Consider the following 14,648-nt stretch of genomic DNA (forward strand, 5'->3'; position numbering starts at 1 on the left):
TATCAATTAAATTTATATTTACCGCCGACGCGCACACCGATCCCCTCGGCGAGCCCGTAATAGTATTCCTGCGTTTCGTTGTTGCTTCCTTTTATAAAATGGACGTTGTTCAGCATATTGTCCAACCCTGCGTACACTTCAAGCTTTTCATCCAAAAACTTTTTCGAAACGTCAAAGCCGACCATAAAATAATCGGGCGTATAATAACCGCTTTTTGCCGTCAAAAGCTGAGGCGAATTCCACTGCACGTTCAAAGCGGCCGTCGTTTCGATGACGGGAATGCGGTAGGCGACGTGCGCGGTTACCCTGTGTGCGACGCGCAGCGCGAGGTCTTCCCATCGCCCGTTGTCTTTATCAAAAAATTTCGCTCCAGTGTATGCGTAGCCGACTTTTACGTTGAGCCTGTCCATATCCGAGCTTATTAAAATATCGCCTCCGTAGGTCATCGCCTTGTCCACGTTTCGATATTCGCGTATCTGCGGCGAAGAAACGCCGTCCGTAACGACGCTGTCGATGAGGTCGAGTATGTAGTTAAAATAGCCGCCGACGGAAAATTTAAAAAGATTTTTTACGTTTTGCTCGACGCCGATATTGAAACTGTGCGATTTTTCCGGAACGAGATTCGGATTTCCGTAGAGGATAAAGTTTCCGGCGCCGGGCGCGTAGCTGTGTTTGAAAATCCAATATTTTTCTTTCAGCGTAGGAATTTTATAGCCCATGCCGTAGCTGAGCCTGAGTGCCGTCTTTTCGGTCGGATTGTATTTGACTCCGAGTTTCGGCGTCGCCATAAATAAAACGCTGCCCTTTTGAAGCGGCGGAGAAAAATCCAATCGTCCTCCGGGCACAAGCGTAAGTTTCGCATCGAAAAGAGAAATACTGTCCTGCGCGAAGAGCGCTGATTCCAAAGCGTATTTCCGTTTTTCGAACGACGTACCGCTCATCGATTCGAGATCGACGTTCGCCCCGAACGTGATATCGTTAATTTTGTTCGGCTTCCAGTGAAGGCGTACATCGTTTTCCACATCAAACGAATTCGAATGCGTCCCCGTCGACGAAGAGTGTGCGCCGGCCTTTACATTGTAAACGGTATCCATAAAATACAATTTTCCGGAAAGAAAACCGTCGACGTAGAACTTTTCGCTGCAGATATATTTTCCCGTAAAACCGAATTCGCCGCGATGTGTGTTGTAAATCATATCGGTGCCTTTGTCGAATCCCGTTTTCGTATAATTGCTTATTTGATGCGAACCGCCGTACACTCCGTATGCGCCGACCGCCCCCCACGAATCTTTCCATGTAAGCGTGTCCCGTACAAAGCCGAGTATTTTTCGAGTCCCTTTAAAATATTTGATTTTTCCGGCAAGAGCGTCTTCGGTCATCTTTTCTCTGCCGGGATTCAAATCGAAACTTCCGATCAGCGTATTCGAAATATGCTTTCCCGAAACGGAAAAATTTCCGGCGATATAATTTTTCCAACCGAGTACGAGCGGCATAACACCGATCTCGTGGGTAACGCTGCCCGACAATTTGATATCGTTTTTTTTCGAATCGCCCGCAGTTTCTTTTTCGGAATCCGTCTGCTCGCGCTTCGTTACGATGTTGATGACGCCGCCCATCGCGTCGCTGCCGTACAAAACGGAATCCGCGCCCTTGATGACTTCGATGCGCTCGATGTTTTCAACGGGAATCTGAAAGATCGGCGTGGAACCGGATATATCGGTCGAAACGCTCACGCCGTCTATCATAATCTTCACATAACCGTTTCCGAGCCCCTGCATCGTGACGGATTCGTTCGCGTTGCCCGCCGTAGCGCCGCTGACTGCAACATCGGGAAGCGTTTTTAAAGCTTCGCCGACGGTTTTCGATCCGGACTTTCGTATGTCTTCTCCGGTGATTGTCTTTTTTTGTTCGACCGACTCATCGATTTTCTGTTCGATCTTGTCCGCATCGACGACGATGACATCGTCTTCCGCTTCCTGTGAAAATAAAAGCTGTACCGAAAAAACTATGATACAGAAAAAAATACACCGTTTCAAAAATATACCTCAATTTTAGTTAGATATTGCTAACAAAATATTTAAAGGATTTTTTTACTTTACGCAAGAAAACCCCGTCTTATTGAGAAAAAATATCAATAAGCTGTGTTTTTAATAAGATTCGCTGCTTGCTTCGATTGCAGTCAATGCAGCGAAAAATCCATAACGAATGAGAGCGTCATTGCGCTCGCCCCGCTCGTCATTTTTCTGAACGGAGCCGATTTTTTAATCGCGGCAAGACAGGCATTGTTCAAAACTTCGTACTCCGACGGCTCGAGGATGACGGCTTCGGCAAGCGTTCCGTCGGGATTGATGACGATCCGCGCGCGCACTTTCCCTTCCAAGCCGTTTGAACGGGCGGCGTAGGGGTATGTTTTTTTCGACGCGATGCGCCCGAGCACATAGGATTTATACGTTGCTGCCGCCTTCGCTCCCTGCGTATGAGAAAACGAATCGACTGTGCCGCCCGCATTCGCCGCATCGCTTGCCGCACTTTCGCCCGCATCCGCCGACGAGCTTTCATCAACCGCTTCGGCCGTTTCGTCGGACGGTTCTTCCGGCGCTTCGGTTTGCTCGGGTTTTTCGGCAGGCGCTTCCGGTTTCGGAGAAGGGATCGTTTCGACCGGCGTTGCCGGAACTGCGGGAGCGCTTTTATTTCGCACGGCTTTCGGCGCTTTTTTTGCCGGCCGCTGCACGATACGCACATTCGACACCGTCGTATCCGACACGATCGACGCTTGAGACGACGAAGCGCTCCGTATACCCCAAAAGGGCAGACAAAACAGCACTGCGACGATCACGAGCGTACACAGGGCGGAGCTAATCCAGCGGCTCATGCACGATACCTATGCGGCTGATCCCCGCGGCCTGCACCTTTGTCAATATCTGTACGATCCGTTCGAACTCGACCGTCCGCTCGCATTCGAGCGAAAGCGCAAGCTCCGGTTCCCGCGCATACATGGACGAAAGCGTATCCTGGAGCGCTTCAAGCGTTACGGCGTCTCCGTCCAATTCCATTCTGTCGGCGGTAACGGCAAGCACCTTCGTCGTATTGCGTTCCTGCGTCGCGTCTTCGCTTCTCGGCAAGTCGAGCGGAAGCGAGCTTCTTTTAAATTGGGTCGATACCATAAAAAAAATGAGCAAAATAAAGATGACGTCGATGAGCGACGTGATGTTTACGACAAGCTCTTCGTCGTAGCGGGAAAAAGAACCGGGAGCGAACATCATTTACCCTCCGTCGTTTTCCGATCGGTTTCTTCGCCGTACAGCTGCATAAACATCATGCGCTTTTCGATGATGCGCTTGAACGTGCGATAACACAAAAGCGCGGGTATCGAAATGATCATGCCGAATGCCGTCGTGAGCATCGCTTCCCAAATACCGCCGGACAGATCCTGAATATTCACCGCAGCGCCCACTTCCGCCATCTTCGAAAACGAGCCGATAAGACCGGTAACCGTACCGAGCAGCCCTATCGAAGGCGATACCGCGCTGATAAAATTGAGCAGCCACAGTCCGCGGTTCATCTCGTAATACAAAAGCGTGCTTTCTTTTGTAAGCTCGGCATTGCGCTGCGCCTCCGGCAATGCGGCAACTGCAGCCGCCTTTTCCTGCAAACGCTTGACTACGTCGTTTTTCGAACCTTTTCGCGTTTGAAAAAAATATATGCAGCGTTCGAGACACTGGCAAAAACAAAAACACAAGATTACGGCGAGCACCCAGTTGATCGGGCCTCCCAAATTAATAAATTCAACCAATCTCATAACAACACCTGATTTTCCTTATTGTTAAATTCGCTTATGTACACTGCATTTTAAGGAGAGCTCGATGCGGCGATCCGAGCATCCGCGTTTTGTCGTTTCGGAATTATTTTAACATACTGCTGCCGAACATACCCGAGCTCTTGCAGCGAACGTACCATTCTGTATACGGTCGCCCGTCCGATCGAACTGTCTTTTTTATGCGCGAGGTAAAACAACTCTTTCGGCGATATATCGGGGTTTTGCAGTATGAGCGAAAGCAGCTGCCTGCGCTGATTCGTTATGCGCATCCCCCTTTCTTTGAAAGATGCAAGTATTTCATCGAACAGATATTTCATACATATCTCAAAAAATTATTTTACAATTATGTCCCGATCAGTGTGTAAATCTGTCGTCGTAATCTTCACCTTTTCGGCAATCGGGAAATTTCATAAATCCCGCATCCGACATAAAATGTATCCACACTTTGCAGGACGCGGGATTTTCGGCAAGGTTTATCGTAACAGTCATGCGCGGTACGGGCTTTTTTTTATTTTCCTTCGCATTGTAACAGGAAACAAGCCACGTACCGTCTTTTTTATCCGTATATTTTATAAGCGGATAGCTTCTGCCTCTTTTATCGCTGTGTATTGCGACGGAGTTTTTTTCTATGACAAGACACATATCGTAGGATTTTCCGAATACTTCCATCGTGCCCCAATACGAGCCGAGCAGTTCCTGCGGCGGCATATCGTCGGCATCAGCGCCGGCGGCACTCCCTGCAAACAGCATCGCTGCAATAAAAGCAGCGTATATGCATAAAAAAATCGATTTTTTTATAAGATGCCTCCTGAAAATCTTTACAGAATATAAAAGACTGTCATTCCTTAAAATTATACAGCGAGTAAATCCATACAATGAGTTAGCCTATGCTATCCCATTATCTTTTTCGTGTCAACAGAATTTCCTCTTTTTTCGATTGACGTACAAATGTTTATCCGCTAGTATCGTTAGCAATGGATAACTCCATCGAAGCGAAAACGGCGCATGAAAAAGAAATCGTCGGAGAAATGATACGGCTGTATTGCAGAAAAAAACACGGCATGAAAAAATCGTTGTGCTCCGAGTGCGGCGCGCTCTATGCGTATGCGCTCGGAAAAATCGACAAGTGTCCGTTTATGAAAGAAAAAACGTTTTGCTCGGCATGTAAAGTGCACTGTTATTCGCAGGAGATGAGAAATAAAATCAAAACGGTTATGCGGTTTTCGGGACCGCGGATGCTGTTATATCACCCGATCCTCGTCATAAAGCACATGATCGTCGGTATGCAAACAAGGAAAACGCATGATTAAAATTCGTTTAATAAAATTGCTGTCGCACGCAAAAAAATTCGTGCTTTTGCAAGTGCTCTGCCAATGGATTTCGCTGCTCTGCCAAATAGCGATCGTCTTTTTTATAAGCGATATCGTACAAAAACTATTCGTTCATGAGTCGATCGCCCCTCTCGCCCCGCTGTACGCCGGTGCGGCACTGTGCTGCTTTGTCATCCGCTTCGCATCCGACCGCTTCTACGTCGCCGCATCGCACAAAGCGAGCGCCGATGTAAAAATAACGCTCCGAAAGCACATGTACGAAAAGCTTTTGCGCTTGGGCGCTTCATATCGAAACTCCGCGCCGACTGCGGAAATCGTACAGCTCGCTTCCGACGGCGTCGAACAGCTCGAAATCTATTTCGGAAAATATCTTTCGCAGTTCGGCTACAGTCTGCTCGCGCCTTTAACGCTCTTTGCGGTTTTATCCTTTGTCAGCATAAAGGCGAGCGCCGTACTGCTTTTGTGCGTACCGCTCATTCCCCTTTCGATCGCACTCATCATGAAAATCGCAAAATACCTTTTGCGAAAATACTGGGGACTCTATGCAAAACTCGGTGACGGCTTTTTGGAAAATTTGCAGGGATTGACGACATTGAAAATCTATCGCGCCGATGAACAAAAGGCGGCCGAAATGGACAGGGAGGCCGAAAACTTCCGACGGATTACGATGAAAGTGCTTTCCATGCAGCTGAACAGCACGAGCGTTATGGACATTATGGCGTACGGCGGAGCGGCAATCGGCATGATCATCGCTCTCGGCGAATTCGCGCGCGGAGAAGTTACGCTCGGCGGCTGCCTTATGATCGTATTGCTCGCTGCGGAATTTTTTATTCCGTTGAGACTGCTCGGCTCTTTTTTTCACGTTGCGATGAACGGTATGGCGGCATCCGATAAAATATTCGCGCTGCTCGATCTGCCGGAAGAAAACGAGCGTCCCGCCGTCCTTTCAGGCGCTTCCGTCGCCGTCGAGTTTTCGGACGTTTCGTTCGCATATTCTCCCGAGCGGAATATATTGAAAGATATTTCGCTCGCGTGCAAACCGAAATCGCTCACGGCGATCGTCGGAAAATCGGGCTCGGGCAAAAGCACGATCGCTTCCCTTATTATGACGCGCAATAAAGGTTATTCGGGCAGTATCCGTTTTAATAAAACGGAACTCGCTTCGATACGCGAAGACGCCGTTATGAACGCGGCGACGCTCGTCACGCATGAAAGTTATCTGTTTAAGGGAACTGTCGAATACAATCTGCACATGGGAAATGCGGACGCTTCGGAAAAGGATATGCAGAACGCATTGCAAAAAGTCAACTTGTGGGATTTTTTGCAAACGCAAAAGGGACTTAAAACGGAGCTTTCGGAAAAGGGAGACAATTTGTCGGGAGGTCAGCGCCAACGCCTCGCACTCGCCCGCGCATTGCTTCACGACAGCGCCGTCTACGTATTCGATGAAGCCACTTCGAACATCGATGCGGAAAGCGAAGCGATGATTATGGACGTCGTCAAAGCTTTGGCAAAAAAGAAAACCGTTATCGTCATCTCCCATAAACTCTCGAATATCACCGGCGCTTCGTGCATATACATGCTCGACGACGGCGCGATAGTCGAATCGGGTACGCATGACGAATTGATAAAAGCAAAGGGTAACTATGCCGCCATGTACAACGCACAGCATAAACTCGAAACCTATGCGGAGGAGGCAAAACGATGAACCGAAATTTTCACAGCCGCACGGACGGAAAAAACGCATTTTCGATTATGGCGCGCCTCATCGTCCTCGTACGAACGCTCCTTCCCGTCATGCTGCTTGCGATCTTTTTCGGCAGCATCGGCCACTTGTGCGCGATAGCCGTAACGGTGTCGGCAGCTTCCGGAATCGCGGGCATCACCGGGCAAAGCGCGCCCCTGCTGCCGCTTCGGGTCTTGCCGTACTTTTTGATCGCGTTTGCAGTGTGCCGCGGCGTCTTCCACTATGCGGAACAGTACTGCAATCACTTTATCGCATTCAAACTGCTTGCGGTCATCAGGCACCGCATCTTTGCAAAACTCCGCGAACTCTGCCCCGCAAAGCTCGAAGGCAGAGACAAAGGCAATCTCATTTCGATAATAACGTCGGACATCGAACTGCTCGAAGTCTTTTACGCGCACACGATTTCACCGGTAGCGATCGCGCTCATCGTGTCGACGTGCATGACCGTCTTTATATGGCACGGAAGCGCCGCGGCCGGCATCATCGCTCTATGTGCGTATATAACGATCGGCTTTGTCATCCCGCTCACGAACGCAAAGCTCGGAGGTGCGGAGGGTCTCAAGTTTCGAAACGCGTTCGGAGCGCTCGGAAGCTTCGTGCTCGATTCGCTTCGCGGCCTGGACGAAACGATTCAATACGGCTGCGGCAAAAAGCGCTTATCCGAATTGATAAAGCGCTCGCAGGAACTGACAGCTGCGCAAAAAAAACTTTCGGCGCTCGAATCCTATCAGCGCGCCATTACCGATTTCGTCATACTTGCCTTCGACGCGGCGGCTTTTTGCCTGCTACTCCGATCTTTTTTTACCGGCAGCGTTTCGCTCGGAAGCGTCGTCGTAACGACAACCGCTTTGATGAGTTCGTTCGGGCCGGTCGTCGCGCTGTCGAATCTTTCGAATAATTTGATGCAGACGCTTGCAAGCGGAAAGAGAGTCCTCTCCCTGCTCGATGAAAAACCTGTCGTCGAAGAAGTGACAAGCGGCAGTACGAACGACGAAACCGCCGAAAAAGCTTTTGCCGTAAACGGCATCGATATTGCAAACGCTGATTTTTCTTACGGCGCGGAAAACATCCTGACGAATTTTTCGCTCAAAATTCCCGGACAAAAGATTTTCGGCATTCACGGGCCGTCCGGCTGCGGCAAATCGACGCTTTTAAAATTGCTCATGCGCTTTTGGGACGTGCAGTCGGGAAGCGTTTCGCTTTCGAAAAAAGACATACGGACGATTGATACGGCATCCCTCCGAGCTGCGGAATCCTACGTCACGCAGGAAACATCCCTCTTCCGCGATACGATTGCGAACAATATCGCAATCGGCAAAATCGGCGCGTCTCGAAAAGAGATAATCGATGCCGCGAAAAAAGCGTCGCTCGACGAATTCGTCTCTTCGCTTCCCGACGGATACGACACGGAAGTCGGAGAACTGGGGAGCACGTTGTCAGGCGGAGAGCGGCAGCGCATAGGACTTGCCCGCGCCTTTTTGCACGATGCGCCGATCATGTTTTTGGACGAACCGACGAGCAACCTCGATTCGCTGAACGAAGGCATTATCTTAAAATCGCTCAACGAAAAATCAAAACGTAAAACCGTCGTCATCGTATCGCATCGAATGTCGACGCTGAATATCGCACACAGCATCTTTGAAATGCAAAAGGAATCAACATGAAAAACCCGATTCGCATCTTGTGGATAATACTCGGTTTTATCTCACTGGGATTAGGCACCGTCGGTATCGCACTGCCGATTCTTCCGACCGTACCGTTTTATTTGGCAACCGTTTTTTGCTTTGCCAAAAGTTCGAAAAGATTACACGACTGGTTTATAGGCACATCGCTGTATAAAAAGCATTTGGAAAGTTTCGTCGAGCATAAAGCGATGACGCTGAAAACGAAAATTTCGGTTATCGCTACGGTGACGGCGGTGATGCTTACGGGCTTTATCATGATGAAGCGCGTACCCGTCGGAAGGATTTGTCTCGCCGTAGTGTGGATATGCCACATCGTCTACTTTTTGTTCGGCGTAAAAACGCTGCGTAACGAAGAGCAAAACCGATGCGGCGATATCGATACGGCACAAGATTCGGAAAACGATAGAGCCGTTTAAAATAAACGAAACGCAGCGGACGCGAAGGCCGACGCCGCTTTCGCTTGTCGTGCGTGAGGGATTGGAGAGGCGAAAGTTCCGGAGCGAGCGATGAGCGAGCGGAGGAATGAAGCGCGTGAGCGCGGAACCTCGAAAAGCCCGACCCGAGCGGAGCGAGGGACACGCCCTGAAAATTATTAATTATTAATCGTATTTCGCCCCGGGCAAGCGGAAGCCGCCGACACCGTGTTCGATTACCGTAACTTTGCATTCGAGCATAAAGGCGGTGCGCTTTTACTATTTTCGAATGCGGTCAATTGACAACGGGATTTTTCTCAATTATACTGAAACACAATCCGGTAAAAACACAGGCGCAATCGCTTATGCATCTGTTTTACACAAACGGATGCGTGCTTGTATTCTATTTATCGTTTTATAGTTTGCGAGGAAAATGTATTATGGTCAAAAAAAATTTATTTAAAACACCGGAGGTTACTATATGCCGCGGATAGAATTACACGATGTTTCAAAACGATGGGGCGATTTTGTCGGAGTCAATCACCTCAATATCGTTATCGAAGACAGAGAATTCATCACGCTGCTCGGTCCGTCCGGCTGCGGAAAGACGACGACGCTGCGCATGATCGCGGGGCTTGAAACGCCGACGGAGGGCAGGATCACCATCGGCGATACGGTCGTTTTCGATTCGGAAAAAGGCATCAACGTTTCGCCCGACAAACGCGATATCGGCTTTTTGTTTCAAAACTACGCATTGTGGCCGCACATGACTGTGTATAAAAATATCGCCTTCGGTCTTGAAAATTTAAAATGGCCGAAAAGCAAAATCGAAGAGCGCGTACGGGAAGTTTTAACGACTTTAAAAATCGAAGAATTCAAAGACCGCTATCCGGCCGAATTGTCGGGCGGACAGCAGCAGCGCGTCGCAATCGCACGGACGCTCGCGCCCAAACCGAAAGTGCTTTTTATGGACGAGCCGCTTTCAAACCTCGACGCAAAACTGCGCAGCGAAATGCGCACGGAATTGAAGCGTCTGCATTCGGATACGAACTCGACTTTCGTCTACGTTACGCACGACCAGCTCGAAGCGATGACGCTTGCGACGCGCATCTGTTTAATCGAAAAGGGCGACCTGCAGCAGTACGATCCGCCGCTCGTCGTCTACAATCGGCCGGCGAATTTGTTCGTTGCGGATTTTATCGGAAACCCGACGATGAATTTCGTTCCGGCAAAAGCGAAGCAGACGGCGAAAAACGAACTCGCGGTACAATTTTTCGGCATCGATGCGGTTTTCGCGTGCGAAAAAGACGTGCAGCTTGAAAGAGAAGACGTCATCATCGGTATCCGTCCGGAATTTCTTCCGATCAGGGACAGCGGCGCAATCGAGGGGCTTGCGTATTCGACGCTTCCGTCGGGTATGGAAACGATCGTCAAAATCAACCTCAAGGGCGATATTTTATCTTCCGTCGTATTCGGTTCGATCGATTATGCGGTCGATAAGCCGATCCGTTTCGACATCGTGGGCGACGATATCATCGTCTTCGATACCGAAACGAAAAAAAATATCTGCCTCGGCTCCGTCAAGGTAAAATAATAATTGACCTGAATATCGAGTTTGGAAAGTATCAGCTAATAGCGCTATGTTTACGGCGAGAACTTCGTTCGGCTTCGCCTCACTACCGAGTTTGCTTTGCAAACTCGCCGTGTAAGCCGCGGTCGAGCTTTTAAAGACAGGCTTCCGCAAGCCTAACGCTCGAAACGGCACGCAGCCGGAACCTCGCCGCAAACATACTTTTATTTATTTTCCAAACTCGCCATTCATTGATGCGCGAAACGGTTGGAAAATTTCGAGTTCTGGCAAACTCGAAATTCCGGCTAATTATTAAAACGACCGGAGCGCGGCTTTGCGTTCCGGTTTTATTTTTTCCAAAATGCGGGCAGGAAATACAAAATCATCGTATAGAGTTCGAGCCGTCCGGCGAGCATCGCAAACGAATACCACCATTTGACCGCATCGGGGAGGAAACCGTAATTGCACGCCGGTCCCAATTTTCCGAAACCCGGCCCGACGTTTCCGACCATCGACAGCGCACCCGTCAAAGCGCTGAACAAATCCAAATCGAAAAGGCAGCCGATCGCCGTCGTGATAAACACGAGCAAAAGATACAGCGAAACGAAGGCGGCGACGTTCGGCACCAAATCTTTGCCGGCAACTTTTCCGTTTAAGCGAATATTGAATATACCGTGCGGGTGCAGCATTTTTTCGGTTTCGTTGTGCAGCTGTTTTGCGAGGACGACCCAGCGCACGACTTTTATACCGCCTCCGGTAGAGCCTGCGCAGCCGCCTAAAAAATAGAGTATAAAAATTAATAATTGTGCAGTCGGCGCCCACGTCGTAAAATCGGCGGTAGCGAATCCCGTTGTCGTCAAAATCGACGCAACTTGAAACGAACCGTATCTGAGCGCCTGCAAAAACGAACCGTACTGTTTAGCGATAACGAATGCAATACCGAGCGTGGCCGCAATAAAAACGGCGAAATACGCTTTTAATTCCGAGTTATCGCGGATCTCGGAAAATTTTCCGGTGACGGCGTAGTAGTATAAACTGAAGTTGATTCCCGACAAAAACATAAACACCGTACAGATGACGTCGATCGAAACGGAACCGTATGTACCGACGCTCGAATTTTTCGTCGAAAAGCCGCCGGTGCCGAGCGTCGCAAACGCGTGCGAAAGCGCGTCGATAAAATCCATACCGGCAAACAAGAGCAGCGCCGTCTGCACGGCAGTAAGTACGCCGTAGGAAAGCCACAAAATCTTTGCAGTCGTCGTAATTTTCGGCGTCACTTTGCCTTTTTCAGGACCTGTCGTCTCCGCTTTAATGAGCTGGAAGCCGCCGACGCCGAGAAGAGGCAAAAGCGCGACGGTGAGCGCGACGATACCCATACCGCCGAGCCAGTGCATTTCGCACCGCCACAGATTGATGCTTCGCGGCAGCGATTCGACTTCGCTCAAAATCGTCGCCCCCGTCGTCGAAAAGCCGCTGACGCTTTCGAAGATAGCATCGGCGAAGTGCGGAATCGCGCGGCTGCAATAAAGCGGCAGCGCACCGAACACGCTTCCGCAAATCCACGCGAGTGCGACGATGACGAAAGTGCCGCGCGTCGAAAGGCGTATTTCCGTCTTTCGACCGGCGATAAAGATGACGATCGCCGCAATCCAGCTGGCTATCATCGGAACGGCGAAAGAAGCGATGACGGCGGTCTCTCCGAGCGCAAGCGCCGTTCCGATCGGAATTAAAAACGAAACACCGATAAATGCGACGATGATCGATATGATTTTTAAAAACGTTAAAACCGCCATGATGCGCCCCTATTTTACGCTGCCGCCGAAAAACGAAACGACATTGCCATTTTCTTCCGCGACGGTGATAAGGATAACGTGATCGCCCGCATTGAGGCGCGTATCGCCGACGGGTATTTCGTAAATCGGCGAATCGTATTTTTTGATAAGAAGGATTAAAAACACGCCGGGGTTTGCGATGTCGCGGAGCGTTTTATTGATCGCCTTCGAATCGCCGGGGAGAACGCACTCGATGATTTCCAAATCACCGGTCGTCACAGTGTGAATTTCTTTAACAAATTTTCCCCGCAGATGGCTCATAATCGAATCGACGACGGCATCGCGGATCGGAACGGGTACGTCGACGCCGAGCTTCCGCGCAATCGCCGAAAAGGCCGAACTCGTGACAAGGCTTATCGATTTGCCGACACCGAGCGACTCGAGGTAGGCTGCGAGCACCATGTTCATTTCGTGATTGTGCGTCGCGCAGATCGCCAAATCGAACGACGCGATCCCTTCTTCCTGCAAAAACGCTTCGTCCGTCGCGTCGGCACAAAAAACCTTTGCCGACGGGAAGCGCTCGGATGCGGTTTTCGTCAGCTCTTCGTCGCTGTCGATGATGACGAATTTTTGCGGACGCTTGATCACCTGCTTTGAAAACAGATCGAAGAGCGAGCGTTTTTCTTTCGGCGGAATCAATCGTTCCGCGATGATCGTGCCGATTCTTCCCGCTCCGATAAGCGCGATGTTTTTCAATTCTTTTTGCTCGGAACCGCAGAGCGCGAGCAGTTCGGAAACGTTTTCTTTTGCGACGATCACGCCGATGCTGTCGCCGGGATTGAGAAGCGTATTGCCGCTCGGAAGAGAGGTTTTGCCGTTTTCTTCGACGTACGCGATGAGGAACGGCTTATCGATGAGCGTACGGACGGTCTGCAGTTTTTGCCCCGCAAGCTTGCTTCCTTTTGCGACCGTCATGCGCGTCAGCTCGTACGCATTGTTTCCGAAAACCTGCACATCGCTCACCGCGCCGTTTTCGACCGCTTGAACGACCGCTTCGCCGGCTTCCACGTCGGGATGGATCATATAATCGATTCCGTACAGCGGACGATGCTTTCCGCCGAACGAATCCGCGTGACTCTTTTTTGCAGCCGCCGTGTTGACGTAGTACGCGTAGTTGCGTACGCGCGCGATCTTTACGATATCGGGATATACCGCATCGACGAGCGAACAGGTTATCATATTCACTTCGTCGTTTTCCGTAACGCATACGAGCGCGTCCGCTTTCGCGATACCCGCTTCTTCGAGCGTTTCCAAATCGTTGCCGTCGGCGAGCATCACCGTACAGTCAAGCTGATTCGAAACGTGACGCACATTGTTTTCATCGTTGTCGATAATCGCGACGGTATTTTTTTCGTTGATCAATAATTTTGCAAGCTGCACGCCGGTAAAACCGGCACCGATAATAACGATCCGCATCGAATATATTCCTTATTAATTATTATATATAATTTCGAATTTTATTAAGCGACATTAATAATATTAATTTTTATCTTCCTGCGACAATTTCGATTTTTTCCCTGCAACGACCGTTGCCGACGCGATCACCGCCGCACACACGATCGCCGCAGCCGCAGCTTCGAGCAGAGCGTTCGGAAGCAGTAAAAGCAGCACGGCGATAAAACCTTTGCCTCCCATCGCGCTCATCATCCTGCCGCCCGCAAAAACATACAGCGCGCCGACGACAAAACACGTATGCGCAAGCGTCGAAATAAACGCGGCAAGCGCGGCGGAAACCGTTTTCGGCAAATGCGGAATGAGCGACAAAAGCCGCCATAAAAGCCAAGCGGCTACGGCAAGAAGCGCACGCGGCAAAACCGAAACGGCGGGATTGATAAAAAGCGGATCGAGCGCGCCGGTCGGCGTTATGGCCGCAAGGATTAAACTGAACACGCCGAACACCGTGCCGACGGCGATCCCCGAAGCGAGAGCCGATGCACCTCCCGTCAGCATGACGGCGAGCAAAACCGGAATATGCATGATCGTAATCGATGCATTCGGGCCGAGAGGAATCATGCCGAGGTGGAGCGGCGGCATACCGAGTACGACGACAAGCGCACAGAGCGCGCCCGTCAATGCGATTTTTCTGTTTCGCGATACCGTTTTTTCCATATGCTGTATCATAGCAAATTGTTATATATCTGACAACGAGCGGCAAGATATAAAAATACAAAACGGAAAATATGCAGTGCGGCGCTCTCTATTGTAAAATATGTACTTACACGTGTTTATATGTTATAGTCATACGTGTAATGA

Annotated in this window: 14 protein-coding genes; 5 read left to right on the forward strand and 9 right to left on the reverse strand. The window is 50.0% G+C overall.

Translation table 11 applies throughout. From position 1 onward, the window contains the following. Positions 1–2: 2 nt before the first annotated feature. The 6 genes from HRI97_RS12185 to HRI97_RS12210 form a co-directional block, all read right to left on the reverse strand. Positions 3–2,036, reverse strand: a complete 2,034-nt coding sequence (locus HRI97_RS12185; protein ID WP_253725768.1) for a TonB-dependent receptor plug domain-containing protein — start codon at positions 2,034–2,036, stop codon at positions 3–5. Positions 2,037–2,179: 143 nt separating this feature from the next. Beyond that, positions 2,180–2,872: an energy transducer TonB gene (locus HRI97_RS12190; RefSeq protein ID WP_253725770.1), complete on the reverse strand. Its 693-nt coding sequence runs from the start codon at positions 2,870–2,872 to the stop codon at positions 2,180–2,182. After that, positions 2,856–3,263: an ExbD/TolR family protein gene (locus HRI97_RS12195; protein ID WP_253725772.1), complete on the reverse strand. Its 408-nt coding sequence runs from the start codon at positions 3,261–3,263 to the stop codon at positions 2,856–2,858. The genes HRI97_RS12190 and HRI97_RS12195 overlap by 17 nt, the downstream gene beginning before the upstream one ends. Next, positions 3,260–3,799, reverse strand: coding sequence for a MotA/TolQ/ExbB proton channel family protein (locus HRI97_RS12200; protein WP_180487396.1), 540 nt, complete (start codon positions 3,797–3,799; stop codon positions 3,260–3,262). The genes HRI97_RS12195 and HRI97_RS12200 overlap by 4 nt, the downstream gene beginning before the upstream one ends. Before the next feature lie 50 nt (positions 3,800–3,849). Next, positions 3,850–4,134, reverse strand: a complete 285-nt coding sequence (locus HRI97_RS12205; RefSeq protein WP_253725773.1) for a transcriptional repressor — start codon at positions 4,132–4,134, stop codon at positions 3,850–3,852. 37 nt (positions 4,135–4,171) lie between these two features. After that, on the reverse strand, positions 4,172–4,567 hold the full coding sequence (locus HRI97_RS12210; protein ID WP_253725775.1) for a hypothetical protein: 396 nt from the start codon (positions 4,565–4,567) through the stop codon (positions 4,172–4,174). Positions 4,568–4,791: 224 nt separating this feature from the next. Here HRI97_RS12210 and HRI97_RS12215 point away from each other — a divergent pair, with 224 nt between their 5' ends. From HRI97_RS12215 to HRI97_RS12235, 5 genes are all read left to right on the forward strand, one after another. Further along, the gene (locus tag HRI97_RS12215) at positions 4,792–5,127 is read left to right on the forward strand and encodes a nitrous oxide-stimulated promoter family protein (RefSeq protein WP_180487399.1); all 336 of its coding nucleotides are present in this window, start codon (positions 4,792–4,794) and stop codon (positions 5,125–5,127) included. After that, complete coding sequence (locus tag HRI97_RS12220) at positions 5,120–6,856, forward strand: ABC transporter ATP-binding protein/permease (protein WP_253725776.1); 1,737 nt, start codon at positions 5,120–5,122, stop codon at positions 6,854–6,856. The genes HRI97_RS12215 and HRI97_RS12220 overlap by 8 nt, the downstream gene beginning before the upstream one ends. Next, on the forward strand, positions 6,853–8,559 hold the full coding sequence (locus HRI97_RS12225; protein ID WP_253725777.1) for an amino acid ABC transporter ATP-binding/permease protein: 1,707 nt from the start codon (positions 6,853–6,855) through the stop codon (positions 8,557–8,559). The genes HRI97_RS12220 and HRI97_RS12225 overlap by 4 nt, the downstream gene beginning before the upstream one ends. Then, the gene (locus tag HRI97_RS12230) at positions 8,556–8,996 is read left to right on the forward strand and encodes a YbaN family protein (RefSeq protein ID WP_253725778.1); all 441 of its coding nucleotides are present in this window, start codon (positions 8,556–8,558) and stop codon (positions 8,994–8,996) included. Before HRI97_RS12225 ends, HRI97_RS12230 begins: the two co-directional genes overlap by 4 nt. A 478-nt stretch (positions 8,997–9,474) precedes the next feature. Further along, on the forward strand, positions 9,475–10,587 hold the full coding sequence (locus HRI97_RS12235; RefSeq protein ID WP_253725779.1) for an ABC transporter ATP-binding protein: 1,113 nt from the start codon (positions 9,475–9,477) through the stop codon (positions 10,585–10,587). A 323-nt stretch (positions 10,588–10,910) separates the two neighbouring features. On the opposite strand, the gene HRI97_RS12240 is transcribed toward HRI97_RS12235, so the two are convergent. From HRI97_RS12240 to HRI97_RS12250, 3 genes are all read right to left on the reverse strand, one after another. Beyond that, the gene (locus HRI97_RS12240; protein WP_253725780.1) at positions 10,911–12,356 is read right to left on the reverse strand and encodes a TrkH family potassium uptake protein; all 1,446 of its coding nucleotides are present in this window, start codon (positions 12,354–12,356) and stop codon (positions 10,911–10,913) included. 9 nt (positions 12,357–12,365) lie between these two features. Next, the gene (locus HRI97_RS12245; RefSeq protein ID WP_253725782.1) at positions 12,366–13,811 is read right to left on the reverse strand and encodes an NAD-binding protein; all 1,446 of its coding nucleotides are present in this window, start codon (positions 13,809–13,811) and stop codon (positions 12,366–12,368) included. Between the two features lie 63 nt (positions 13,812–13,874). After that, positions 13,875–14,504, reverse strand: coding sequence for an ECF transporter S component (locus tag HRI97_RS12250; RefSeq protein ID WP_253725783.1), 630 nt, complete (start codon positions 14,502–14,504; stop codon positions 13,875–13,877). Between the last annotated feature and the right edge of the window lie 144 nt (positions 14,505–14,648).

Source organism: Treponema socranskii subsp. buccale, from assembly GCF_024181585.1.
Lineage (GTDB): Bacteria > Spirochaetota > Spirochaetia > Treponematales > Treponemataceae > Treponema_D > Treponema_D buccale.